The 25679-nt window shown below is 67.4% G+C and carries 21 protein-coding genes; 7 read left to right on the top strand and 14 right to left on the bottom strand.

Annotated features, from left to right (window positions below; translation table 11 throughout):
* The first annotated feature begins 62 nt into the window (after positions 1–62).
* On the top strand, positions 63–1202 hold the full coding sequence (locus tag ACZ1H8_RS10220) for a PQQ-dependent sugar dehydrogenase (RefSeq protein WP_465181187.1): 1140 nt from the start codon (positions 63–65) through the stop codon (positions 1200–1202).
* Positions 1203–1237: 35 nt separating this feature from the next.
* Here ACZ1H8_RS10220 and ACZ1H8_RS10215 read toward each other — a convergent pair whose 3' ends face one another.
* Positions 1238–1618, bottom strand: a complete 381-nt coding sequence (locus ACZ1H8_RS10215; protein ID WP_465181186.1) for a PaaI family thioesterase — start codon at positions 1616–1618, stop codon at positions 1238–1240.
* Positions 1615–2043: a PaaI family thioesterase gene (locus ACZ1H8_RS10210; protein ID WP_465181185.1), complete on the bottom strand. Its 429-nt coding sequence runs from the start codon at positions 2041–2043 to the stop codon at positions 1615–1617. Before ACZ1H8_RS10210 ends, ACZ1H8_RS10215 begins: the two co-directional genes overlap by 4 nt.
* Before the next feature lie 123 nt (positions 2044–2166).
* Between ACZ1H8_RS10210 and ACZ1H8_RS10205 the strand changes: the two genes are divergently transcribed.
* Positions 2167–2946 (top strand): crotonase/enoyl-CoA hydratase family protein, encoded by a 780-nt coding sequence (locus tag ACZ1H8_RS10205; RefSeq protein ID WP_465181184.1) that lies wholly within the window; start codon positions 2167–2169, stop codon positions 2944–2946.
* On the opposite strand, the gene ACZ1H8_RS10200 is transcribed toward ACZ1H8_RS10205, so the two are convergent.
* The 10 genes from ACZ1H8_RS10200 to ACZ1H8_RS10155 all read right to left on the bottom strand — a co-directional run bounded on the left by ACZ1H8_RS10200 (position 2936) and on the right by ACZ1H8_RS10155 (position 10954).
* Positions 2936–3463 (bottom strand): SRPBCC family protein, encoded by a 528-nt coding sequence (locus tag ACZ1H8_RS10200; protein WP_465181183.1) that lies wholly within the window; start codon positions 3461–3463, stop codon positions 2936–2938. The genes ACZ1H8_RS10205 and ACZ1H8_RS10200 overlap by 11 nt on opposite strands.
* Complete coding sequence (locus ACZ1H8_RS10195) at positions 3460–3930, bottom strand: SRPBCC family protein (protein ID WP_465181182.1); 471 nt, start codon at positions 3928–3930, stop codon at positions 3460–3462. Before ACZ1H8_RS10195 ends, ACZ1H8_RS10200 begins: the two co-directional genes overlap by 4 nt.
* On the bottom strand, positions 3927–4253 hold the full coding sequence (locus ACZ1H8_RS10190; RefSeq protein ID WP_465181181.1) for an ArsR/SmtB family transcription factor: 327 nt from the start codon (positions 4251–4253) through the stop codon (positions 3927–3929). Before ACZ1H8_RS10190 ends, ACZ1H8_RS10195 begins: the two co-directional genes overlap by 4 nt.
* Positions 4254–4297: 44 nt before the next feature.
* Positions 4298–4609, bottom strand: a complete 312-nt coding sequence (locus tag ACZ1H8_RS10185) for a YciI-like protein (RefSeq protein WP_465181180.1) — start codon at positions 4607–4609, stop codon at positions 4298–4300.
* An 8-nt stretch (positions 4610–4617) separates the two neighbouring features.
* Entirely contained in the window at positions 4618–5523 is a 906-nt protein-coding gene (gene rarD / locus ACZ1H8_RS10180; protein WP_465181179.1) for an EamA family transporter RarD, read from the bottom strand.
* 74 nt (positions 5524–5597) lie between these two features.
* Positions 5598–6419 (bottom strand): protein phosphatase 2C domain-containing protein, encoded by an 822-nt coding sequence (locus tag ACZ1H8_RS10175; RefSeq protein WP_465181178.1) that lies wholly within the window; start codon positions 6417–6419, stop codon positions 5598–5600.
* A 68-nt stretch (positions 6420–6487) separates the two neighbouring features.
* Positions 6488–7777 (bottom strand): dihydrolipoamide acetyltransferase family protein, encoded by a 1290-nt coding sequence (locus tag ACZ1H8_RS10170; RefSeq protein ID WP_465181177.1) that lies wholly within the window; start codon positions 7775–7777, stop codon positions 6488–6490.
* Positions 7777–8781, bottom strand: a complete 1005-nt coding sequence (locus tag ACZ1H8_RS10165) for an alpha-ketoacid dehydrogenase subunit beta (RefSeq protein WP_465181376.1) — start codon at positions 8779–8781, stop codon at positions 7777–7779. Before ACZ1H8_RS10165 ends, ACZ1H8_RS10170 begins: the two co-directional genes overlap by 1 nt.
* A gap of 35 nt (positions 8782–8816) precedes the next feature.
* Positions 8817–9686 carry a serine aminopeptidase domain-containing protein gene (locus ACZ1H8_RS10160; RefSeq protein WP_465181176.1) on the bottom strand — a complete coding sequence of 290 codons (870 nt, stop codon included), beginning with the start codon at positions 9684–9686 and terminating at the stop codon, positions 8817–8819.
* Entirely contained in the window at positions 9683–10954 is a 1272-nt protein-coding gene (locus ACZ1H8_RS10155) for a thiamine pyrophosphate-dependent enzyme (RefSeq protein WP_465181175.1), read from the bottom strand. Before ACZ1H8_RS10155 ends, ACZ1H8_RS10160 begins: the two co-directional genes overlap by 4 nt.
* A gap of 307 nt (positions 10955–11261) precedes the next feature.
* On the opposite strand from ACZ1H8_RS10155, the gene ACZ1H8_RS10150 reads away from it, so the two are divergent.
* Entirely contained in the window at positions 11262–12794 is a 1533-nt protein-coding gene (locus ACZ1H8_RS10150) for a M20/M25/M40 family metallo-hydrolase (RefSeq protein ID WP_465181174.1), read from the top strand.
* A gap of 48 nt (positions 12795–12842) precedes the next feature.
* Here ACZ1H8_RS10150 and ACZ1H8_RS10145 read toward each other — a convergent pair whose 3' ends face one another.
* Positions 12843–14987 carry a M3 family metallopeptidase gene (locus tag ACZ1H8_RS10145; RefSeq protein ID WP_465181173.1) on the bottom strand — a complete coding sequence of 715 codons (2145 nt, stop codon included), beginning with the start codon at positions 14985–14987 and terminating at the stop codon, positions 12843–12845.
* A 145-nt stretch (positions 14988–15132) separates the two neighbouring features.
* Between ACZ1H8_RS10145 and ACZ1H8_RS10140 the strand changes: the two genes are divergently transcribed.
* From ACZ1H8_RS10140 to ACZ1H8_RS10130, 3 genes are read left to right on the top strand one after another with little or no spacing between them, the layout of a single operon-like run.
* The gene (locus tag ACZ1H8_RS10140; protein WP_465181172.1) at positions 15133–15885 is read left to right on the top strand and encodes an ImuA family protein; all 753 of its coding nucleotides are present in this window, start codon (positions 15133–15135) and stop codon (positions 15883–15885) included.
* Entirely contained in the window at positions 15803–17674 is a 1872-nt protein-coding gene (locus ACZ1H8_RS10135; RefSeq protein WP_465181171.1) for a Y-family DNA polymerase, read from the top strand. Before ACZ1H8_RS10140 ends, ACZ1H8_RS10135 begins: the two co-directional genes overlap by 83 nt.
* Positions 17671–21060, top strand: coding sequence for an error-prone DNA polymerase (locus ACZ1H8_RS10130; RefSeq protein WP_465181170.1), 3390 nt, complete (start codon positions 17671–17673; stop codon positions 21058–21060). The genes ACZ1H8_RS10135 and ACZ1H8_RS10130 overlap by 4 nt, the downstream gene beginning before the upstream one ends.
* A gap of 151 nt (positions 21061–21211) precedes the next feature.
* Here ACZ1H8_RS10130 and ACZ1H8_RS10125 read toward each other — a convergent pair whose 3' ends face one another.
* Entirely contained in the window at positions 21212–22219 is a 1008-nt protein-coding gene (locus ACZ1H8_RS10125; protein WP_465181169.1) for a fumarylacetoacetate hydrolase family protein, read from the bottom strand.
* Positions 22220–22308: 89 nt separating this feature from the next.
* Here ACZ1H8_RS10125 and ACZ1H8_RS10120 point away from each other — a divergent pair, with 89 nt between their 5' ends.
* Complete coding sequence (locus ACZ1H8_RS10120) at positions 22309–25671, top strand: PAS domain-containing protein (protein WP_465181168.1); 3363 nt, start codon at positions 22309–22311, stop codon at positions 25669–25671.
* Positions 25672–25679 lie beyond the last annotated feature (8 nt).

The raw sequence follows: 25679 nt of genomic DNA, 5'->3' as shown, positions 1-25679 counted from the left end.
ACGCGGACCCCTGGCCCGGCACACACGTTGCGCATCCGACCCCCCGGATAGAGGAGACGATGATGCGCAAGGCAAAGGCCTTATTGTTGCCGACGATCGCGGTGCTCGCCGCCTGCAACCAGGGAAGTGATGCGGTCGCCCAGTCGAGCCCGTCGACCAGCGGCGCCGCCCCCTTCACCATTACCGAAATCGCCGATTTCGATTCGCCCTGGGCGATGACCTTCCTCCCCGACCGGCGGATGCTCGTCACCGAGAAGCGCGGCCAGCTGATCCTGGTCTCGGCCGACGGCAAGACCCGCTCGGTCGTCAGCGGAACGCCGACGGTATCCAGCGCGGGCCAGGGCGGGCTGATGGACGTCGTCCTTCATCCCAAATTCGCCCAGAACCGGCTGGTCTATTTCAGCTATTCCGAGGCCAATGGGCAGGGGCTGAAGGGTGTCGCGCTGGCGCGCGGCACGCTGAAGGACGGGGCGTCGCCAGCGCTGGAGAATGTTCAGGTCATCTTCCGCGCCGCCCCCTATGTCGAGGGTGACGGCCATTTCTCGGGCCGGATCGCATTCGCCCCCGACGGGCATCTGTTCTTCACCAATGGCGAGCGGCAGAAGTTCGACCCCGCACAGGATCCCAAGGCGACGCTCGGCAAGGTGCTGCGCCTGAACGACGACGGCACGCCCGCGGCGAACAATCCGCTGGCGGCGCAGGGCTTCCACCCCGCGGTCTGGTCCTATGGCCATCGCAACCTGCTGGGCCTCGCGTTCGATGCGCAGGGCAATCTGTGGGAACAGGAAATGGGTCCCAAGGGCGGCGACGAGGTCAATCTGATCCTGCCGGGCCGCAACTATGGCTATCCCAAGGTCTCGAACGGCAGCCATTATGACGGCCGCGACATCCCCGACCACAAGCCCGGCGACGGATTCGAGGCGCCCAAGGTCTGGTGGAACCCGGTGATCTCGCCCGGCGGCCTGATAGTCTATTCGGGCAAGCTGTGGCCGCAGTGGAAGGGCGACCTGTTCATCGGCGGCCTGTCGAGCAAGTCGCTGGTCCGGGTCGACGTCAACGGTACCGACGCAGCCAAGGGCGACCAGTGGGACATGGGCGCGCGCATCCGCGAGGTCGAGGAAGGTCCCGACGGATCGATCTACGTCCTGGAGGATGGCGGCGATTCGCAGGGCCGCATGCTGAAGCTGACCCCGAAGGGCTGAGCACACCAGGCGGGGCGGCAGGACCGCCCCGCTTTTCAGCGGATGATCAGATAGTTCATCCGTGCCGCGGCGATCGGCTTGGCAGGATCGTCCTGCCAGGCGGTCGCCTCGACATTGGCGACGCGGTTGCCGAGCCGGGTGACCGTGCCGCGCGCATGGGTCGGTTTTTCCCGGCCGCCGCGCATATAGTCGACGGTGACGTTGACCGGCTTGATCCGGCCGCCGCCTTCCGCCTCCAGCGCCTGATGCAGCGCGGCGATCGCTGCAACCTCCAGCAGCCCGCCGATCGCACCGCCATGAAGGAATCCGGGCCGGCCGACGACCTTGTCGGTGAACGGCAGGGTCAGCACCGGCGCGCCCTCCCCCGCCTCGATGGTGATGCCGAGCGCGTCGGCATAGGGCGGCAGCGCCCTCACTTGTACGACCCCGTGGTCATGAAGGTCCCCGCGACATGGGCAAGGGGATCGTCGGGATCGCCGTCATGGGCCTGTCCGCGGACGAAGGCGATCGACCGGGTGACGCGGTAGCATTCGCCGCGGCCGATGACGGTCCTGCCCGGCGTGGCGGGGCGAAGATAGTCGATCCGCAGGTCGAGCGTGGCGTGCGGGTGGAACATGCCGAGCTTCAGCCAGACGCCGATCGAGGTGGCCATGTCCATCATCGCCAGGATCGGCCCCGAGGCGAGCACGCCCGAGTCCGGATCGCCGACCAGATCCTCGCGCCAGGGCAGCTGGAGCTCCGCCCAGTCGGCGCCATAGCTGCCCAGCGTGATGCCGAGCATGCCGCCATGGCCGGCTACCCGGCTCGAGAAGAACCGTTCGGGATCGAAGACGAAGCTCATGGACGCGCGCTTAGCAACGGCCGGGCGCTGCGCCAAATCCCATCGGCAGGTCGCGGGCATGCCCCGGTGGGCAAGGCGCGCGATTTGACCTAGTCAGGGTGCAACGCATCACGGGAGAGGCAGATGAGCGAGCAGCGGGTGACGATCGCGGTCGAGGGTGGGGTGGCGGATGTGCGGCTGAGCCGGCCCGACAAGATGAACGCGCTCGACCCGGCGATGTTCGACGCGATCGTCGCGACGATCGCCGAACTGGATGCGATGCCGGGCCTTCGCGCGGTGGTGCTGTCGGGCGAGGGCCGTGCCTTTTGCGCGGGGCTGGACATGGCGAGCATGGCGTCCGGCGGATCGGGGATCGACATCATGACCCGCACCGCTGGGCCCGCCAACATCGTCCAGCAGGTCGCCTGGGGCTGGCGCGCGCTGAAGGTACCGGTGATCGCCGCGGTGCACGGCGTGGCGTTTGGCGGCGGGCTGCAGATCGCCAGCGGTGCCGATATCCGCATCGCTGCACCGGACACGAGGCTGTCGGCGATGGAGATGAAATGGGGGATCGTTCCCGACATGGCCGGCTTCGCCCTGTGGCGCGGGATAGTCCGCGGGGATGTGCTCCGCGAGCTGGTCTATACCGCGCGCGAGTTCGACGCGGCGGAGGGCGAGCGCTTCGGCTTCGTCACGCGACTGGCCAGCGATCCGCATGCCGAGGCGCTGACGCTGGCGCGCGCCATTGCCGGTCGCAACCCCGATGCGATCCGCGCCGCCAAGCGGCTGGCAGGCCATGAGGGCGATGCCGCATCGATCCTGATGGCGGAGAGCGTCGAGCAGAAGGCGTTGATGCGCAGCCCCAACCAGACCGAGGCGGTGATGGCGAACCTGCAGAAGCGCGCGCCGGTCTTTACCGACTGAGCGCCGCGGCGACCGCCGCCTCCGACTCGGCGTGCAGCGCCCAGAAGTCCCGCACCGGTGTTCCGGCCAGCAGTGATTGCAGCACCGCGAGGTGCGAGTGCCAGCCGCCGCCGAAATTGGCCATCGGCGCGGGGCCGCTGATGCCGCTGTGCACGAGGGTCAGCCGGGTGCGCCCTTCGCCGGCATCGGCCAATTCGAAGCTGGCCACACCCTCGGTCCCGCCGTCCCAGGTGAAGGCCAGGCGGCGCGGCGCCTCCACTTGCGTCACGGTCTCCCGTCCGATCGCGCCTTTGTGCGCGGCATATTCCGGCGGATAGGGAATGTCGTCGGCGGACAGCCGGTCGTGATCGAACACGAAAACCGCCTCCCCGGCCTCGCACAGCGCCATCTCGCCACCGGCGAACCACTGCGCGCGCAGATCGGGGTCGGTCAGATAGCGCCAGATCGTTTCCACCGGAGCATCGAGAATGCGCACCATCCGGATCGTGTCGGGGGTTAGGCGTTCCACATCGATCATCGCGCGTCTCCTGTCAGCGGTTCGAGACTATCGAGCATCATCGACCAACCCGCGCGGGTCCGGTCCGCCCACTCGGCCCAGGCCGGGTCCATGTCGTGGCGCAGGGTGAGCGTGCAGCCGCCGCCCTGGCGGGGCGCGATGTCGATCGTCACCCGCGACCAGTCGGCATCAGCCTTACCGTCCAAGCCCGCCGCGAAGAGAAAGACTAGCCGGTGCGGTCGTTCGATCACCTCGAACCGCAGGCGGTGGCGCGCGTCGCCAGAGTCCCGCCGCTCGACGATCAACGCCTGGCCGCCGACCCGCGCGTCGATCTCGACCTGGATCATCCGTCCGCCGGGCGTCGCGAACAGGAAGTGCGGCGCGAGCTGCGGATCGAGCCATGCGTCGAAGACGCGATCGGGGGGCGCCGCATAATCATGCGTGACGACCAGGCATAGAGGCGAACTGCCGGCGGTTGCGTCGCTCATTCCGCCTTCTCCCCGCCCAGCAGCGCGTCGAGTCGATCGAGCCGCGTCGTCCAGAACATCTCCCACTGGCGCAGCCAATGCTCGGCCTCGGCCAGCGGGGCGGGCTGGAGGCGGCACAACTGGGTCCGCCCCACCTTGCGCCGCGCGACGAGCCCCGCGTTTTCCAGGACCTTCACATGCTTGGACGCGCCGGCGAAGCTCATCGCGAAGGGCTGGGCCAGTTCGCCGATGCTCTTCTCGCCCGATGAGAGCGTCGCCAGCATCCCGCGCCTTGTGGGGTCGGCAAGAGCGTGAAAAGTCGCGTCGAGTCGTTGTTCAACCATATGGTTGAACATGACATGCCAGCCTGAATAGTCAACCGATCGGTTTAATTATTGTCCGGGTGGACCGGGCTGCTGGCCTGAGCGCCCACGACGGTCGTCCATCGCTTCACCCGCCAACCGATGACCAGGCCGGCCGTGACATAGGGATCGGCACGGGCAAATGCCTCTGCCGCCTCCGGCCCCTCCCCTTCGAACAGCAACAGCGCACCATCGGCGGGATCGGCGAGCGCGCCGCCGAGCACAAGCGCGCCCCGCTCGACGGCGTCCCATGCCAGCGCGAGATGCGCATCGCGGTGCTCGGCCCGACGGTCGAGATAGTCGGGCGCGAGATCGTAGATCAGGAGATAATGGGCCATGACGACTCCTATTCGGGCAGCACCGGTCGCACTGTCCGGCTGGCACGCCAACTGTCCCAGACATAGAGCGCGCACCCGCTCCAGATCAGGGCGAAGGTGACGATATTCTCCACGTGCAGCGCTTCGCCGAATACGAACACCGCCAGCATGAACTGGAGCGAGGGAGAGGTGTACTGAATCAGGCCGAGCGTCGAGAGCGGAAGCTTGCGCGCGGCGCCGGCGAACAGCAGCAGCGGAACGGCAGTGATCGGGCCGGCCAGCGCCAGCAGCAGGTCGAGCCCGGTCGATTGACCCCAGGCATTGCTGCCATCCTGCATCGACAGGAGGAGCAGTCCAGCGGCGAAAGGCGCGATCAACAGCGTCTCGACGGTGAGGCCGCCCAGCGCGTCCATCGCCATTACCTTGCGCAGGAGACCGTAGAGGGCGAAGGTGCCGGCAAGGGTCAGCGAGATCCAGATTGCCCCGCCCCCGCTGAACGCCATCACCGCGACCCCGGTCGCGGCGATCGCGATCGCAATGGCCTGCACCCGGCGCACCCGCTCGCCGAGCACGGCCACGCCGAGGGCGACGTTCACCAGCGGGTTCATGAAATAGCCCAGGCTCGCCTCGAGGACATGGTCGTTGACCACGGCCCAGATGTAGATGAGCCAGTTGGTCGCGATGATCGTCGCGCTGGCGAACAGCAACAGCAGGGTGCGCCCCCGCGCCGCGGCGATCAGCGCGCCTCCCCGCTTGAGTATCAGGACCAGCCCGACCAGCAGGATGAGCGACCATAGCACGCGGTGCGCGAGAATCTGTCCCGGGGAGACACCCTTCAATAGATGAAAATACAGCGGCAGGACGCCCCACAGGCCATAGGCGCCGAACGCCAGCAACAGGCCCGTGGAAGCGCGGGAGGGAGAAGCACCGGACATGCCCTGCCCATCGCCCGGCACGTCGGTGAGGGCAAGCAAGCAACGCTCGGCGACACCTAGCGATTTGCGGAAAGTCAGGCGATCCTCAGCCAGAGCGCGGTGGCGTCGTCAGACTGTTTGAACCTTGGATACCGCATGCACGCGGCATCGTCCGCCTCGATCCGGCGCAGGCGCATGGCGAGGCCGGCGAGGCCCTCGACCGGCAGCAGCGCCGCCAGCCCTTCCTCGTCCAGCGCGCCATAGCTGTCGATCGGAGCCGCGAAACCATCCGTCATCAGCAACAGCTCGTCGCCTGGCGCACAGGGAACGCGGACCGTCTCCAGATGCGCCATCATCTCCGGCTCGACCGAAAGGACGCGGATGCCTGGCCGGCCGCGCCGGGCACGCAGCGTCTCGAGGATCGGCGCGCTCCTCTTCGGCGCGCCCAGCCCGTGATGGGCCAGGCTGGAGGCGATGGCGATCTCCGCATCGCGCGTCTCGCGGACCGGGCCGAGGCGGATCACCTGGTCGCCCCGGATCAGCAAAGCGACGCAGTCGCCGAGCCACGCGGCCTCCAGCGAGTCGCCATCGAGCCGGACCGCAAGGAAAGAGGCGATCGGCAGCTCCCAGCGGCCCTCGGGCTCGCGCGTGCGTGCCGCCGCATAGGCAGTGGCGATCCGCTCGGCCACGCTGCGGCACAGCGTCGCGATCGGCGCGTCGTCCGCCGCGGTGAAGGCGGCCTGCGCCTGATCCGCCAGCCAGGCGGCGCCGCCGCGCGGGCCGACAAGCCCGGGCGGTCCGAGATCGGTGGCCCCCTCGATCACCCAGCCATGGGTATGGGCACTGCCGGCGCGGTCGTCATTGGGAACCGCCGCGTCACCGGCGAGGCTGAGCGACTGGATCAGGTCGAAATACATGGGGCCCGCCTAGCGCGCGGATATGACACGCGCCAGACAGGGCCCCTGAAGACAGGATGTGCGCCGGATCAGTCGGCGAACAGCAGAACCGGCGTCTCGAGCAGCTTCTTCACCGCCTGGACATAGCTTGCCGCGTCCCAGCCATCGACCACGCGGTGATCGCAGCTGATCGACAGGTTCATCAGCTTGGCGCGGACGATCTCGTCGCCATGGAACATCGGGCGCTCGACGATCTTGTTCGGGCCGATGATCGCGACCTCGGGCCGGTTGATCACCGGCGTGGTAGCAATGCCGCCGAGCGGGCCGAGCGAGGTGACGGTCAGCGTCGATCCCGAAAGCTCCTCCGACTTGGCCTTGCCGGTGCGCGCCGCCTCGGCCAGCCGCGTGATCTCGGTCGCGAGCTGCCAGACATTGCGGTCCTGCGCATCGCGGATCACCGGCACCATCAGCCCGGCATCCGTCTGCGTCGCCATGCCCAGATGGACGCGGCCATGGCGCGTGACCACGCCCGCCTCGTCGTCATAGCGGGCATTGAGCATCGGGAATTGCGGGATCGTCCGGCAGATCGCGACGATCAGGAAGGGCAGCATCGTCAGCTTCGGACGATTGCCGCGATTGGCGTTGAGATCGGCGCGCATCGCCTCGAGCGCGGTCACGTCGATCTCGTCGACATAGGTGAAGTGGGGGATCGCCCGCTTCGATGCCGCCATATTCTCGGCGATGCGGCGGCGCATGCCGATGACCTTCACCGGCACATCGTCGCGCGCACGGCTGGCATGCGGGGCATGATAGCCCTCGCCCGAGCCGTAGCGCAGATAGGCGTCGAGATCGGCATGGCGGACGCGGTCGCCATCGGTCTTCACCGAGGCGAGATCGATGCCCAGATCCTTGGCGCGCTGGCGCACCGCGGGCGATGCCAGCACCTGGCGGTCGCCATGGCCGTGCGCAGCCTCAGGCTCGGCCGGAGCGGCGGCGACGGGGCTCTCCACCTTCGGTTCGGGCGCGGTGGGAGCCTCGACCGGCGTCGCGATCTCGGCGACCGAGCTTTCCTCGACGCCGGGAGTCTCCGCCGCGATCTGTGTCTCGACCGGCTCGGGCACGGGTGCCTCGCCCTCGCCTTCGGTCTCGATCACAACCAGCGTCGATCCGATCGCGATCTGGTCGCCGACCTCGCCGGCCAGCGACAGGATGGTGCCGGCGACCGGAGATTCCATCTCCACCGTCGCCTTGTCGGTCATCATGTCGGCCAGGCGGCCATCCTCCTCGACCCGGTCACCGACCTTGACGTGCCATTCGACGATCTCGGCCTCGGCAATGCCTTCGCCAATGTCGGGCAGACGGAATTCGAAGCGCGCCATCAGTTCCCCATGACCTTCTTGAGTGCTTCCCCGATCCGGACCGGTCCGGGGAAATAGGCCCATTCCAGCGAGTGCGGATAGGGCGTGTCGAACCCGGTGACGCGCTCGATCGGCGCCTCCAGATGATAGAAGCAGCGTTCCTGCACCAGCGCGGCCAGCTCTGCGCCATAGCCGCCGGTCCGCGTCGCCTCGTGGATGATCACGCAGCGGCCGGTCTTCTTCACCGATGCCTCGATCGTGTCGATGTCGAGCGGAACGAGCGTGCGCAGGTCGATGATCTCGGCATCGATGCCGGTCTCCTCGACCGTGGTCGAGGCGACATGGACCATCGTGCCATAGGCGATGATCGTCACGTCGTTGCCCGGCCGCGCGATCGCCGCCTTGCCCAGGTCGATGCGATAATAGCCCTCGGGCACCTCGCCCCCTGGATGATTGGCCCAGGTCGTCGCCGGCTTGTCGTAATGGCCGTGGAACGGGCCGTTATAGATGCGCTTCGGCTCGAAGAAGATCGTCGGATCATTATCCTCGATCGCCGCGATCAACAGCCCCTTGGCATCATACGGCGTCGACGGGATCACCGTCTTCAGGCCGGAGACATGGGTGAAGATGCCCTCGGGGCTCTGGGAATGGGTCTGGCCGCCGAAGATGCCGCCGCCGAAGGGAGAGCGGACGGTTATCGGCGCGGTGAAGTCGCCGGCCGAGCGGTAGCGCAGCCGCGCGGCCTCCGACACCAGCTGGTCGAGTGCGGGGTAGATATAATCGGCGAACTGGATCTCTGGGACCGGGCGCAGGCCATAGGCGCCCATGCCCACCGCCACGCCGATGATGCCGCATTCGGTGATCGGCGTGTCGAAGACGCGGGTCTTGCCGTACTTGGCCTGCAGTCCGGCAGTCGCGCGGAACACGCCGCCGAAATAGCCGACATCCTCACCCATGACGACGACGCCGGCGTCACGCGCCATCATCACGTCCATGGCGGAGTTGATCGCCTGGATCATGTTCATGCGGACGGTTGCGCCCGCGGATTCGATCACGTCGCTCATGCCTTTGACTCGCGAATGACCCAGCGATCGCCCTCGGCGGGGCGCCAGGTCTGAAGGGAGGCCCGCGCCGCCGCGTTGCCAAGGCCGCACGCCTCGACGAACAGCCGTACCGGCGCAGCGACGCGCGCGAAGCGTGCCGCATCGTCGACCAGCACATGGTCGGCGCCATCGACGACCAGCGCATAACTGCCCGACGTCGTCGTCTCGGCAGGCAGCAGATGGTCGGCCGGAACGGTGGGATAGCCCATCGCGGCCGGAATGGTGTCGGCGGTCCCGGTGACCATCATCATCGGCACCGCGACGCCGGCATAGGCATCGGGGCCGATCAGGCCGGGGATCTTGCCGGGTGACGAGAAGGCGAGCACCGCCTTCACCGCCGGGTTGCGGAACGGACCCATGTTGCCCAGTGCGCCACCCTGGCACAGCGCCATCAGCGATCCGAAGCTGTGCCCCACGGCGACCAGCGGCAGCCCGGGATAGGCCTTGGCCGCATAGGCACCCGTCGCGCGGAGATCGGCCAGCCGCTCGGGAAAGCTCTGCTGCACGGTGAACTTGTCGCGCTCGGGATAGCGCATCGAATCGACGTGAAGCGGCGCGAGCACCGCGAAGCCGCTCGACACCAGCAGGTCGACCAGCCGGGCATAGCGCTCGGGCCAGGAACCATGACCGGTGGAGAACAGGACCACGCCCTTCGGCGCGGCCGGTGCCCAGATCGTCAGCTTGGTCGAGCGGCTCGGGGAGACCTGCAGGTCGACGACACGCGGCTCGACCTCGGCCGCATGCAGCAGGCCCGGCGGGAGCAACGCCAGCATTGCGAGCCCGTACGCGCCCTTCACCAAGGTGCGGCGATCGACGATCCGCGTCACAGGCCGGCCGCCTTCTGCTCGTCGAGCATCTGCTTCGCCTGTTCCTTCAGATGCCAGGGGGTTTCCTCGAACACCCCTTCGAACATCGTGTCGAATGGCTGGTGCATGCCGTGGCCGAGAATACCGTTCTTCTCGGCTTCCTTCTGCGCCGCCTTGACCATCTCGGCCAGTTCGAGGTCCTGCGCCGCGTGACGCGCCTCGTCCCATTCGCCCAGCGCGATCAGATGCTGCTTGAGCCGGACCACGGGATCGCCGAGTGGCCATGCGCTGGGTTCACCGGCCGAACGATAGGCGGTGGGATCGTCCGAGGTCGAATGGCCTTCGACGCGGTAGGTGAAATGCTCGATCAGCGTCGGGCCCTGGTTGGTCCGCGCCCGCTCGGCCGCCCATTGCGTCGCGGCATAGACTGCCAGAATATCGTTGCCGTCGACGCGCAGCCCGGCAATGCCATAGCCGATCGCGCGCGCCGCAAAGGTCGTCGCCTCGGCGCCGGCAAAGCCCGAGAAGGACGAGATCGCCCACTGGTTGTTGACGACATTGAAGATCACCGGCGCGCGGTAGACGGTCGCGAATGTCAGTGCGGAGTGGAAGTCGCCCTCGGCGGTCGAGCCTTCGCCGCACCAGGTCGCGGCGATGCGGCTGTCGCCCTTGGCCGCGCTTGCCATCGCCCAGCCGACCGCCTGCGGATACTGCGTGGTGAGGTTGCCCGAGATCGAGAAGAAGCCGGCTTCCTTGACCGAATACATGATCGGCAGCTGGCGGCCCTGCAGCCGGTCGCCCTTGTTCGAATAGATCTGGTTCATCATGTCGGCGAGGCTCCAGCCCCGCGTGATGAGAATCCCCTGCTGGCGGTAGGAGGGGAAGCACATGTCCTCATAATCGAGCGCGGTCGCTGCGCCCACCGCCACCGCCTCCTCGCCGCTCGACTTCATGTAGAAGCTGGTCTTGCCCTGCCGCTGGGCCCGGAACATCCGCTCGTCGAAGGCGCGCACCAGCGCCATGCTGCGCAGCATCTTGCGCAGCGTGTCCGGATCGAGCTTGGGATCCCAGGGACCGACCGCGCGACCTTCGTCATCGAGGACGCGGATCAGCGTATAGGACAGGTCATGGAACTGGTCGGGCTTCTCGGCCGTGTCGGGACGACGCTGGGCGCCGGCGGGTGGCACCTCGATCTCGCCGAAATCGACCGCGTCGCCGGGCCGGAACTTGGGCTCCGGTACGTGCAGCGACAGCGGGGGCAGGTTGGAACGATCACGTTCGACCGACATGGGCTCTCCGAAAACAATTCCGCCCCCGTTATACGAAGCGCCCGGGGACTCGTTTCGCTGGCTTGTTATAAAATTTCAAATCGTCGCGCAAGAAGGTCAGAGCTGCTGACTTAAATTTGGGGCCCTTTTGCTGTCTCTCCCCTCCCGCTTGCGGGAGGGGTCGGGGGAGGGCCTGTCCTCTCGCGCGGTGCCGAAAAGGGGTACAGGCCCTCCCCTAGCCCCTCCCGCAAGCGGGAGGGGAATGGCGTCGGTGGACAGCTCATCCCGCGCGCGAGATAGTCGGCATTCCGAGCAGGGGGAGCAGGGCATGCCGACGCGCGACATTGGTTTCTCGACCGATCGACGGTCGCTTCTTTCCGGGGCAGCGATCGGGGCAAGCGCGCTGATCCTACCCGGGCCGGCGCTGGCACAGTCGGGCGATCTTGCCGCGCTGGAGCGCGCGGTGATCGCCGGGCGCGACGAATCGATCGCGCGCATCCAGGACTGGATCCGCACGCCCGCCATCGCCGCCGAGAATCGCGACATGCAGAAGGGCGCCGACTATATGGCCGCGCTCGCCCGTGACGCAGGGTTCAGCGATGTCGAGATCGTCCCGACCGACGGGCACCCCGGCGTGTTCGGCAGGCTCGATTCGGGCGCGAAGCGGACGCTGGGCATCTACTTCATGTACGACGTGAAGCAATATGACCCCGCCGAATGGTCGTCCCCGCCGATCGAGGCACGCATCGTCGACAAGCCCGGTTTCGGCAAGGCGATCGTCGGCCGCGGCGCGGTCAATCAGAAGGGACCGCAGGCGACCTTCCTCGCGGCGCTCCACGCCTTCAAAAAGGCGGGCCGCAAGCTGCCGGTGAACCTGGTGCTGGTGGCGGAGGGCGAGGAGGAAATCGGGTCGCCGAATTTCCGCCAGATCGTGACGAAGCCGCATATCCTCGCAGCGCTCAAGCGCTGCGAAGGCATCTTCCTTCCGGCAAGCTGGCAGAACAGCCAGGGCGCGGTCGACGTCAATCTGGGCGCCAAGGGGATCATCGAGCTGGAGCTGATCGCCAGCGGCGAGAAATGGGGCCGCGGACCAAAGAAGGACGTGCATTCCAGCCTGAAGGCGATGGTCGATTCGCCGAGCTGGCGGCTGGTCCAGGCGCTGCAGACGCTGGTCACGCCCGACGGCAACACGCCTGCGATCGACGGCTGGTTCGAGAAGGTCCGCCCGCTGAGCGCGCGCGAAAAGGCACTGATCGCCGAAAATGCCGCGCATGACAGCGAAGCCGACATGAAGCAGGGCCTGGGCGTGCCCGCCTGGATCGACGACCTGCCCTTCGTCCAGGCGCTGGAGCGACTGGCATCGCAGCCGACCGTGAATATCGAGGGGCTGGTCGCCGGCTACACCGGTCCGGGCGGCAAGACGGTGTTGCCGGCGCGTGCGGTGGCCAAGATCGACATGCGGCTGGTGCCCAACCAGACGCGTGCCGATTGCGAGGCGAAGCTGCGCGCGCATCTCGACAAGCGCGGCTTCACCGATATCGAGGCGAAGGTCAGCGGTGGATATGACCCGACCGAGACCGCCGAGGACAGCCGGCTGATCCGCGCCGAGCTCGCCACCTATGCGCGACAGGGCGTGAAGGCGACGCTGAACCCGCGGCTCGCCGGGTCCTGGCCGGGTGCGGTGTTCACCAGCGCGCCGGTTTCGCTGCCCGCCGGCCATTTCGGCATCGGCCACGGCGCGGGCGCGCATGCGCCGGACGAATATCTGGTGATCGACTCGACCAATCCGAAGGTCGCCGGTCTGGAGAAGGCGACGATGGCCTATATCGATTTCCTGTACGAGCTCGCCGCGATCACCTGATGCGGCCCGCCGCCGCCGGGATGCATGCCCGGGGGCGGCGGGATCGGATCAGGTAACCGGGAATCCGCGCCGCTTGAACAAGGCGGTCACGTCCGGATCGCGACCGCGGAAGGCGCGATACGCGACCTTGCGGTCGGTTTCGTTGCCGGTGGACAACAGGGTCAGGCGGAAACGGTCGGCGGTCTTCTTGTCCCAGACATTGCCGGTCTCGACGAACGCTGCCCAGGTGTCGGCATCCATCGTCTCCGACCAGAGATAGGAATAATAGCCGGCCGAATAGGCATCGGACGAGAAGAGGTGATTGAACTGCGGCATGCGGTGCCGCATCGCGATCTCCCTGGGCATGCCAAGCGCGCCCAGCGCCTCCTTCTCGAACGCGGCGATGTCGCTCACCGGCGTCTCGCGATCGTGCAACTGCATGTCGAGGATCGCGCAGGCGAGATATTCGACCGTGTCGAAACCCTGGTTGAAGGTCGACGACTTCTCGATCTTGTCGACCAGTGCCTGCGGCATCGGCTCGCCCGTCTTGTAGTGGCGGGCATAATTGTCGAGCACGTCGCGGGTCAGCAGCCAGTTCTCGTTCACCTGGCTGGGATATTCGACGAAGTCGCGCGGCGTCCCCGCCAGCCCCGGATAGGTCACGTTCTGCAGCAGGCTGTGGATCGCGTGGCCGAATTCGTGGAACAGCGTGGTCGCATCGTCCAGGCTGATCAGCGTCGGCTCGCCATTGCCGCCCTTGGTGAAATTGTTGTTGTTGGACGCCAGCACGTTGCGGTGCCCGCCCAGTTCCTGCTGACCGCGATAGCGGGTCGCCCAGGCACCCGACCGCTTGCCCGGTCGCGCATAATTGTCGACGTAGAAGATACCGACATTCTTGCGCGTCACGCGGTTCGTAACCTCGAAGGTGCGAACCTCCGGATCGAACACCGGCACATCCTTCACTTCCTTGAAGTCCAGGTCGTACAGCCGGCCACAGGCGTAGAAGGCGCCCATCAGGATGTTGTTGAGCTCGAGATAGGGTTTGATCTCGCTCTCATCCAAGTCGTACTTCGCCTTGCGGACCTTCTCGGCGTAGAAGCGATAGTCCCAGGGCTCGATCGTGATGTTCGCGCCTTCCTTGTCGGCCAGCGCCTGCATGTCGGCGACTTCCTCGGCCACACGCGCGCGCGCTGCCGGCCAGACCGACATCATCAGCTTCATCGCATTGGCGGGGGTTTCCGCCATCGTGTCGTCCATGCGCAGATAGGCGTGGTTCTTGAAGCCGAGCAGCGCCGCGCGCTGCTGGCGCAGCTTCAGGATCTCGGCGATGATCGCCTTGGTATCGTTGGCGTCGCCATTGTCGCCGCGCATTACGAAGGCACGCCAGGTCTTTTCGCGCAGCGCCCGGTTGGTCGAATTCATCAGCAGCGGCTGGACCGACGAGCGGGTGTTCACCACCACCCATTTGCCGGGCAGCTTGCGCGCATCCGCCGCCGCCTTGAGCGACGCCTTGAAACTGTCGGGCAGGCCGGCAAGCTCGGCCTCGCTGTCGATGACGATCCAGGTCTCCTCGTCCGCCAGCACCTTGCGGCTGAACTCGGCATAGGCGGAGGCGAGTGCCTGGTTGATCTTCGTCACCTCGGCCCGCTGGGCATCGGACAGGAGCGCGCCGCGGCGGACGAAGCTGCGATAGCTGCGCTCGAGGAGGCGCGTCTGCTGGGCATCGAGACCCTGCGAAGCACGCGTGTCATAGGCGGCCTTCACCCGGGCGAAGAGCTTGGGATCGAGGTACAGCTCGTCATAGAAGGCGGCCATCTTCGGGCTCCACACCCGCGCAATGTCCTGAACCTCCTTGGTGGCGAGGTTGCTGGTATAGACGCCCCAGGCGGCCTGGACCCGGTCCATCGTTGCGCCGGCCAGTTCCATCGGCTCGATCACCGTCTTGAAGCTCGGTTTCGTCTTGGCATCGCGGATCGCCAGCATGTCGCGGCGCAGATCGGCCATCGCCGCCTCGAACGCCGGCGGGAACATCGCGGGGGTGAACCGGTCCCAGGGCGGGGTGCCGCCATAATTGCCCGGCCAGGGCTTCAGCAGGGGCGAGGGATCGATCGCGCTCCGGGTCTGGGCGATGGCCGAGATCGGGCCACCGAACTGCGACGCGATGAGCGTCGTGGCGGAGGCAAGCAGCGCCTGGCGCCGGGTCATACGGGACATGGTTGCTCCTGATACTGGGATAACAGCTACTTAGCTGGCGGGAGCTGAATGGCAACTGGCCGGAACGAAGCAGCTTGACTCGGGACATAACTGGAACAGAATACGAACATCGTGAATTATCGAGTCGCAACCGAGTCGTGGAACAATGGCCGACCCTGCCGTTCTGAAGCAATTGCGAGAGACGCTGCAAGGGCTGGAAACCAAGGGCTTCCGGCGTCGCCCGGTGCTGCCCATGAACATCGACGCGATCGACTCGCGGCTCGCCACTGGCGGCTTCCGCCTCGACGCGTTGCACGAGATCGCAGCGGGTACGCCCGATCTTGCCGATGACTGCGCGGCCACTCTCTTCATGGCGGGGATCGCCGCGCGCGCCTGGGGACCGGTGCTTTGGGTGGTGCGCCGTCACGACCTGTTCGCGCCTGGCCTCTCGCAATCGGGACTGTCGGCAAGCCGGCTGATCTATGCCGAGGCATCGGACGATGACGAGATGCTGGCGATCATGGAGGAAGGGCTGCGCCATCGCGGCCTGGGCGCGGTGATCGGCGAGGCCAAGCGCGCAGACATGACCGCGACCCGCCGGCTGCAGCTGGCCGCCGAGGGCGGTCGCACCATCGCGCTGCTGATGAAGCGGCATATTCGCGAGACATCCGACCCGCTGCGCTTGCCCTCGGCCGCGGTGACGCGGTGGCGGGTGACCTGTGCGCCGTCCACCCCCCTACCCGGCCAGGTGCAGGGTGTCGGACGCGCGCGGTGGATGCTCGATCTCGTCCGCCAGAAGGGCGGCGAGCCCTTTTCCCAGCTTGTGGAGGCCTGCGATGAAACGGGTCGCTGCGCTCTACCTGCCGCACTGGTCGATCGATCGGTTGCGGCGGGCCGAGCGAACCTCCGCGCCGCCTGAGGCACAGCGCATCCCCGCATCGCTCGATGCGATGCGCGACGCCGTCGCCGCCGAACAGGAACATGCCTGTTCGGTGCCGCGCGGTGGCGGCTGGCGTCCCGGCGCGCGCTGGGCGCGCGAGGATAACGGGGTCCATGCCCGCGTCGCCGCGCTTCCCGACACGCGCCAGCCGGCAAAGCACGAGATCGGTCGGCGCGACGAGGCCGCCGGCCACCCGTTTCGCGCCATGCCCCCTGACGAGGGCGGTTCACGCAGCGCGCTGCCGCCGGTCAGGCGGGCAGCAGGGCCGGGCGCTGCGCCGCTGGTCACCGCACTTCGGACCGAGAATCGCAACCTGATCGGCGCCGCCTGCCCGCTGGCCCTGTCGATCGGCCTGGCGCCCGGCATGGCGATCACCCAGGCACGGGTGCTGGTGCCGGGACTCGACATCCGTCCGGCCGATCCCGACGGCGACCGCCACGACCTGCACCGGCTGGCGATCGCGCTGGCGCGGCATTTCTCGCCGATCGTCGCCATCGCCGACGACGAGACGCTCGCGATCGAGATCGGCGGGACCGACCATCTGTTCGGCGGCGAGGCGATGATGGCGCGGCGTATCGTCCGCCTGCTTGCCCGGTTGGGCTTTGCCGCGCGGATCGCCATCGCCGATACGCTCGGGGCGGCGCACGCGCTGGCGCGCCGGGCCGATCCGGTGATCGTCTGCCCCATTGGCGGCCATGCCGAGGCGATCGCCGCCCTGCCCGTCCGGGCGCTGCGGATCGACGAGCGCGATATCGAACTGCTCAAGCGACTGGGCGTCGACCGGATCGGCGAGCTTGCCGCGATCCCGCGCGCGCCGCTGGTCAAACGGTTCGGCAAGCAGATCGCGATCCGCATCCATCAGGCACTGGGCACGCTGCCCGAGCCGCTTCACCCGGTGATTCCGCCGCAACCGATCCTCGCCACGCGCCGCTTTGCCGAGCCGATCGCCACGCCCGAGGCGATCGAGCATTGGCTGGGACTGCTGGTGCCGCGCATCGCCGCCGCGCTTGCCGAACGGGGCCTCGGTGCGCTGCGGATCGAACTGGTCGCCGATCGGGTCGACGGCGTGCCCCAGCATATCCGGATCGGCCTGGCCCGCCCGAACCGCGATCCTGTGCACCTGCTGCGGCTGTTGCTGCGGCGGATGGAAAGCATCGAGCCCGGTTTCGGCATCGATGCGATGGCACTGCATGTCCGGCGCGCCGACCTGCTCGGGCCCGAACCCGTGGTCGAACGGCTGGACGAGGAGGCGGTACCCGACCTGGCGCCTCTGGTGGATACGCTCGCGACGCGGATCGGTCTTCAACGCATGTGGCGGATGCGCGCGATCGAAAGCGATGTACCCGAACGCAGCATCGCGCGTGCGCCGGTGCTCGACCCGCCCGAGCGATCCGCCGCGCCGATGAAGCAGGACGATGTCCGCAGGCTCGATCGCAGCCCCGCGCTCGAGCCCTGGCATCCGCACTGGCCCAAGCCCGCCAGGCTGTTGCGCCGGCCCGAACGCGTCGATCATGTCATGGCCGAACTGCCCGACCATGCGCCGCGCCGCTTCACCTGGCGCGGCATCGCCCACCGGATCGTGCGCGCCGACGGCCCCGAACGCATCCATGGCGAATGGTGGAAGCGCGCCAGCGAGACGCACAGCGTGCGCGACTATTTCCGCGTCGAGGACGATCAGGGCCGCCGCTACTGGCTGTTCCGCAAGGGCGACGGCGAACGCACCGTGACCGGCGATCTCAGCTGGTATGTCCATGGGGTGTTCGGATGAGTTGGGTCGAGCTCCAGACGACGACCAACTATTCGTTCCTGCGCGGCGCCTCGCCGCCCGACCAGTTGTTCGCTACCGCTGCGCTGATGGGAATGGCGGCGCTGGGCGTCACCGATCGCAACTCGGTCGGCGGGCTTGTGCGCGCACTCGTCGCGTCCGAGGCGACCGGCACCCGGCTGATCGCGGGATGCCGGCTCGACCTGGTCGACGGCACCGGCATCCTGGTCTGGCCCGAGGATCTGGCCGCGTGGAGCCGGCTGACCCGGCTGCTCACCCTCGGCAAGTCGCGCGCCGACGCGCAGCGTGGCGAGAAGGGCCGCTGCTTCCTGCATTGGGAGGATGTCGCCGAACATTGCGACGGGCTGGTCGCGGCACTGGTTCCGGGACTGGCGGACAGCGGCGATGATCTCGCGCTCGGCTGGATGGCGGACCTGTTCGGGCGCAGCCATGGCCATCTGTGCCTGACGCATCATCGCCGCCCGGGCGACGAATTGCGCCTCCACCAGCTGAACCTGGCGGCCGAGCGGCACGGCCTCACCCCGCTCGCGACCGGCGACACGCTCTATCATCATCCCGACCGGCGGATGCTGCAGGACGTGGTCACTGCGATCCGCGAGAAATGCACGATCGACGAACTGGGCTTCCGCCGCGAGCGCAATGCCGATCGCCATCTGAAATCGCCGGCCGAGATGGCACGGCGGATGCGCGATTATCCGCAGGCGTTGCATGCCGCCGAGGCGATCGCCGAACGCTGCAGCGGCTTCAGCCTGCGCGACATGGAATACCAATATCCCGACGAGATCGTGATGAACGATCGCACGCCGCAACAGGCGCTGGAACGGCTGGCCTGGCAGGCGCTGGATGCGCAGCCGGACATGGCGGGCGACCCGGCCTATCGCGAGTTGCTCGCGAAGGAACTCGGCCTGGTCGCGAAGATGCGCTACGCGCCCTATTTCCTGACCGTGCTGGCGATCGTCGAATTCGCGCGCAGCCAGGACATTCTGTGCCAGGGGCGCGGTTCGGCCGCCAACTCGCTGATCTGCTTCCTGCTGGGCGTCACCTCGATCGATCCGGTCAAGCACCAGCTGCTGTTCGAGCGTTTCGTGTCGGAGGATCGCAACGAGCCCCCCGATATCGACATCGATTTCGAGCATGAGCGGCGCGAGGAAGTGATCCAGTGGATCTATCAGACCTATGGCCATGATCATGCCGCGCTGACCGCGGTGGTCAGCCGCTTCCGCTCGCGCGGTGCGTTGCGCGAGGTCGGCAAGGTGATGGGCCTGCCCGAGGATGTGACCGCCGCGCTGTCGAGCCAGGTGTGGGGCTGGTCGAACGAGATCGACGACAGGCATGCCGATGCGCTGAACCTGGACAAGACCGATCCGCGGCTGGCGCTGACGCTGCAGCTGGCGGGTGAGCTGATCGGCACCCCGCGTCATTTGTCGCAGCATCCCGGCGGCTTCGTCCTCACCCGCGACCGGCTCGACAGCCTGGTGCCGATCGAGCCCGCGGCGATGGTCGATCGGCGGGTGGTCGAATGGGAAAAGGACGATATCGAAGCGTTGGGGCTGATGAAGGTCGATATCCTCGGCCTGGGCATGCTCGGATGCATGCGGCGCTGCTTCGACCTGCTGGCCGAGCACAAGCAGCTGCGCATGACCCTCGCCTCACCGGTGCTGCAGGATGACGACGGCCATACCTTCGACATGATCTGCCGCGCCGATACGCTGGGCGTGTTCCAGATCGAGAGCCGGGCACAGATGTCGATGCTGCCGCGGATGCGGCCGGTCAATTTCTACGACATCGCGATCCAGGTCGCGATCGTCCGTCCCGGCCCGATCCAGGGGGACATGGTCCATCCCTATCTCAAGCGCCGCGAGCTGCTGCGGCAAAACCCGAAGCGAAAATTTGAGTACCCCTCACCTGCACTGGAACAAGTGCTCGAAAAGACGCTGGGCGTGCCGCTGTTCCAGGAACAGGCGATGCAGGTGGCGATCATCGGCGCCGGCTTCCCGGCCAGCGAGGCGGACCGGCTGCGCAAGGCGATGGCGACGTTCAAGTCGACCGGCGGCGTCGGCGAGTTCGGCCCGCGCCTGATCAGCGGCATGCTGGAACGCGGGATCAGCCAGGATTTCGCCGAGCGGCTGGTCAAGCAGATCGAGGGGTTCGGCAGCTATGGCTTCCCCGAGAGCCACGCCGCCAGCTTCGCCAAGATTGCCTATGCCTCGTCCTGGATGAAATGCCGGCATCCCGACATTTTCTGCGCCGCCCTGCTCAATTCGCAGCCCATGGGATTCTATGCCCCCGCGCAGATCGTGCGCGACGCACGCGAACACGGCGTCGAGGTCCGCCCGGTCTGCATCAATGCCAGCCTGTGGGATACGCTGGTCGATACGCCCGACCAGGCACCCCGTCCGCGCCCTCCCGCTGCCTTTACCGGCGACGCCGCGGACTGGGCGGCGCTTAGACCGCTGCGGTTGGGCATGAAGATCGTTCAGGGGCTGAGCGAGGTCGACGCGGACGCCATCCTGAAGGACCGCGAGGCGCGCGGCCCGTTCACCTCGATCGAGCAGCTGTGGCGAAGGACGAGGGTGAAGCCCGCGGCGCTGGAGCGGCTCGCCCGCGCCGATGCGTTTCAGGCGCTGGGGCTGAACCGCCGCCAGGCCTTATGGGCGATCAAGGCACTGCGCGACGATCCGCTGCCACTGCTCAGCGCCGCCGACGACCGCGCCGGGCTGATCCTGCCCGAGGCGAACGAGCCCGGCGTCGAGCTGACGCCGCTGACCGCGGGACGCGAAGTGGTCGAGGATTATCGCGCGACCCAGCTGACGCTGCGCGAGCATCCGCTGCATTTCCTGCGCGATCGACTGGCGGCACGGCGCATCGTCCCATGCGGCGCGCTGGCCCAGATGAAGGACGATGCGCGGGTCGAGGTCGCCGGGCTGATCCTGGTGCGCCAGCGGCCCGGCAGCGCCAAGGGCGTGGTGTTCGTCACGCTGGAGGACGAGAGCGGCATCGCCAATGCGGTGCTGTGGGCGGACCGGTTCGAGGCGCATCGCCGCACCGTCATGACGTCAACGATGCTGGCGATCCGCGGCCGGGTCCAGCGCGAGGGGATCGTGATCCATCTGGTCGCCGAGACGATCACCGACCTTACCCCCTGGCTGCGCGAACTGGGCGAGCTCGACCTGCCGCGCATGACCATGCCCGGCGACGGGGCGACGCATGGGGGCACGATCGACCCACGCGACCGCAAGGTCGGCTGGAAGACCACCGATCGCCGCATGCCCGGCTGGCCCCGCCAGCGCACCGCCGAATCCTGGCCGCCACGCAAAGACGCGCGCGACGAGGATCTCATCCCCATCAAATCGCATGATTTCCATTGAGAGCGCTATGGTGGACGATCGACCACACTGATTTCAGATCAAGCCGGATGAGCCGACCCGATTGTCGAAAGCGTCCCTGGCGAGGGAAGCCATATGACGCGGGCAACTCTGCCACTCGTCCCTCGCCAGTTCTCGTCCGGCTCTCAAGGTCTCAGCCGGCGGTCACCGTCTGCTCGATCACGCCGAAGATCGGGTGGTGCTTGTCATCCTCGGCCCAGATGCGGACAGTGTCGCCCGCCTTCAGGAAGGGGGTCTCGGCCTTGCCGCGCTGGATCGTCTCGACGGTGCGGACCTCCGCCAGACAGGAATAGCCGACGCCGCCCTCGCTGATCGGCTTGCCGGGTCCGCCGTCGCTGTCGCGGTTCGATACGGTGCCCGAGCCGATGATCGTGCCGGCGCCCAGTGCGCGGGTCTTGGCCGCATGGGCGATCAGCGTGCCGAAGTCGAAGGTCATGTCCTCGCCCGCCTCGGCCCGACCGAATGCCGCGCCGTTCAGGTCGACCATCAGCTTGCGGTGCAGCTTGCCGTCCTTCCACCAGTCGCCCAGCGCGTCGGGGGTGACGAACACCGGCGAGAAGCTGCTGGCCGGCTTCGACTGGAAGAAACCGAAGCCCTTGGCCAGTTCGCCCGGGATCAGGTTGCGCAGGCTGACATCGTTGGTCAGGCCGACCAGCCGGACCGCCGCCAGCGCCTCGTCGCGAGTGGCGCCCAGCGGCACGTCGCCGGTGACGACCACCACTTCCGCTTCCAGGTCGCAGCCCCAGGCCTCGTCCTTCAGCGGGATCGGATCGCGCGGCGCAAGGAAGCCGTCGGAGCCGCCCTGATACATCAGCGGATCCTGCCAGAAGCTCTCGGGCATCTCCGCCCCGCGCGCCTGCCGGACCAGCGCGACGTGATTCACATAGGCCGATCCATCGGCCCATTGATAGGCGCGCGGCAGCGGCGACGCCGCCTGGCGCTCGTGAAAGCGCATCATCGGGATCGCCTCATGCTCGAGGTCGGTGTGGAGATTGCGCAGATCGCCTTCCACCGCCTCCCAATCGTCGAGCGCCGCCTGCAGGGTCGGCGCGATGAGGCTGGCATCGGCATACCAGGCGAGATCGTTCGATACGACGACGAGCTTGCCGTCGCGACCCTGCTTCAGGCTGGCTAGTTTCATTTGATACTTTCTCCTCGGCCTCTCCATAACCAGCATCGCCGATATGTCGAGCAGTTGACAGCCCCGTCGCAGGTGGCAACGCTCAACCGATGACCTCCGTGCCCGCCTTTCTCGATCATGATGGTGAAATGGCGCGGCGCATCCGCGAAAAAGACTGGTCGGACCACCCGTTCGGCGTGCCCGAAACCTGGCCGGCGCCGCTTCGCTTCGCGATCGATCTGGCACTCGGATCGGCATTTCCGACGGCAATCTATTGGGGGCCGGATTTCCGGTTGCTGTATAATGACGCCTGGGCCCCGATCCCGGCCGAGCGCCATCCGCATGCGCTGGGCCGGTGCGGTATCGAGGTATGGCCCGAAATCTGGGACGTGGTCGGGCCCCAGATGCAGCAGGCCGTCGACCAGAATCGCGGCTTCACTGCCTATGACCAGCCGCTGCGGATGGAGCGCGCGGGAAAGATCGCCGAGACCTGGTGGAATTACAGTTTCACCCCCATCCGCGACGAGACGGGACGCGTTCTCGGCCTGCTGAACCAGGGCAACGAGACCACTCGCTCGGTCCTGGCGGAGCAGCGCCGCGTCGCGCAGATCGACCGGCTGCGCGAGATGTTCGAGCAGGCGCCGGGCGCGGTGGCCCTGCTTAGCGGTCCCGACCATGTGTTCGAAATGACCAATCCGGCCTATGCCTCGCTCATCGGCGGGCGTGACGTCATTGGCCGGCCCCTGCGCGACGCGCTGCCCGAGATCGTCGACCAGGGCTTCGTTGCTATCCTCGATCAGGTCCGCCGGAGCGGAGAAGCGTTTCGCGCGATCAACACCGCGGTTGCGCTTCAGCGCGCCGAGGGCGCAGCGCCCGAAACGCGCATTCTCGATTTCGTTTACCAGCCGATCAAGGACGCCGGCGGCGTCACGCGCTCGATCTTCGTTCAGGCGACCGACGTGACCGATCGCGCGCTGGCCGAACAGGCGCTGCGCCAAAGTCAGGAGCGGCTGCAATTGGCGCTCGATGCGCCGCTGGGCATCGGCACCTGGGACATCGACATTCCCAACGATCGGGTCAGCGGCGACGAGCGCTTTGCGCGCTTGTTCGGCGTTCCCGCAGACCGGCTTGCCGAGGGACGGGGGGCGATGGAGAATTTCTACGCCTTTCTCGACCCGGAAGACCGTCCGCGCGTTCGCGAGGCGATCCGGATGTCGATCGAGGAAGGCGCGCCCTATTCGATCGAATATCGCATCCGACGCGGCGACGGATCGCACCGCTGGATCAACGCCCAGGGCCGCTGCCGCTATGACGAGGATGGCCGCCCGACCCGGTTTTCGGGACTGAGCTTCGACGTCACCGAGCGGCGGGATGCCGAGGATGCGGCGCGCAACGCGGTCGACGATTTGCGCCGGGCGACCGAAAGCCAGGCCTTCGTCCACGATCTCGCCGGCCGTCAGCGACTGGCCGACACGCCCGAGGCGGTGATGAGCCTGACTGCGGAAGCGCTGGGCCGGCGGATCGGTGCCGACCGCGTCGGGTTCTACTGGGTGACGAGCGAGGAGCTGCTGCAGTTCGGGCCGAGTTGGAGCAGCGGGTTGCTCCCCATGCTCGAGGGATCGGTGCCAGCGGGCAGGTTTGCCGCCGCCCAGGCCGCCTATCACCGTGGCGAGACGCTCGTGATGCGCGATTCGGCCAGTGAATTTCCCGACAGTCCGATCTCGCAGACCTCGCCGTCCGGCGTTGGCGTTGCCCTCCTGCGCGGCGGCACTTGGGTCGCGACGCTCTATACGAACGCAGCCGAAGCTCGCGACTGGAGCGAGGAAGATATTCGCCTGATCGAGGCGGTGGCCGAAATCTCATGGGATGCGGTCGAGCGGGTGACCGCGACCCAGGCCCTGCGCGAAAGCGAGGCCAAGTTTCGCGCGATCGCCAACTCGATCGATCAGATGATCTGGTCGACCCGGCCCGACGGCTATCACGATTATTATAATGACCGCTGGTACGATTATACCGGCGTGCCGCATGGCAGCACCGATGGCGAGGGCTGGAATGGCATGTTCCACCCCGAGGATCAGGATCGCGCCTGGGGCGAATGGCGCCACTGCCTGGAGACGGGCGAACCCTATCATATCGAATATCGCCTGCGGCATCACAGCGGCGTCTATCGCTGGGTGCTTGGCCGCGCCCAGCCGGTGCGCGACGAGGCGGGCATCATCACCCGCTGGTTCGGCACCTGCACCGAGATCCAGGATATCGTCGACGCCCGCGACGTGCTGTCGCGCTCGCGCGAGGAACTGGAGCGGGCGGTCGAGGAGCGGACGCGCCAGTTGATGGCCGCCGAACAGCAATTGCGCCAGGCGCAGAAGATGGAGGCGGTGGGCCAGCTGACCGGTGGCATCGCCCATGACTTCAACAACATGCTGGCCGTGGTGATCGGTGCGCTCGACCTGATGGAGCGCCGGATCGCGCAGGGCCGGACCGATGTCGACCGCTATGTGACCGCCGCCCGCGACGGCGCCAGCAGGGCCGCGGCGCTGACCCAGCGGCTTCTCGCCTTCTCGCGCCAGCAGCCGCTGACGCCCGTCGCGGTCGATCCCAACCAGACGATCCGCGGCATGACCGAACTGCTGTCGCGCACGATCGGAGAGACGATCCGGATCGACACCCGCCTGCCCGCCAGCCTGCACCGCGCAATGGCGGACCCCAGCCAGCTCGAGAACACCATCCTCAACCTCTCGGTCAACGCACGCGATGCGATGCCGGACGGCGGGCAGCTGATCATCGAGACCGCGAACTGCACGATCGACGGGCCGGAGGCGGTCGCGTTCGACATTACCGCGGGCGACTATGTGATGATCGCGGTCGCCGATACCGGCACCGGCATGGACCCGGAGGTGATGGCGCGCGCCTTCGACCCCTTCTTCACCACCAAGGGCGTCGGCAAGGGCACCGGACTCGGCCTCAGCCAGGTGTTCGGCTTCGCGCGACAGTCGGGCGGGCATGTCCGGATCGATTCGGAAATGGGTCGCGGCACGATCGTGCGCGTCTATCTGCCCGTCCATGACGGCGACGTGCCCGACATGCCCCCGGCGCCGGCGCAGAGCGAACCGCCCCACGGATCGCTCGACGAGATCGTCCTGGTGGTGGAAGATGAAGCACGGGTGCGGACCTATTCGGTCGAGGCGCTGCGCGAGCTTGGCTACAGCGTGGTCGAGGCTGCCGACGGCCCTTCCGCCCTGAAACTGATCGAGGCGGGCCAGCCCGTCTCGCTGTTGTTCACCGATGTGGTGATGCCGGAAATGACCGGGCGCGAGCTTGCCACGCGCGCATCGAAATTGCTGCCCGGGCTGAAGCTGCTCTTCACCAGCGGCTATACCCGCGACACCGTCGGCAGCGACGAGGGAGTCCTCGCCAAGCCGTTCGCCCTGGATGAACTGGCCGTCCGGATCCGCGCGGCGCTGGACGACTGAGCGATCCC

It is taken from the genome of Sphingomonas sp. BL-S-25 (genome assembly GCF_055521555.1).
The sequence above is the reverse complement of the archived record's forward strand: the minus strand, read 5'-3'. Positions and strand labels throughout refer to the sequence as shown.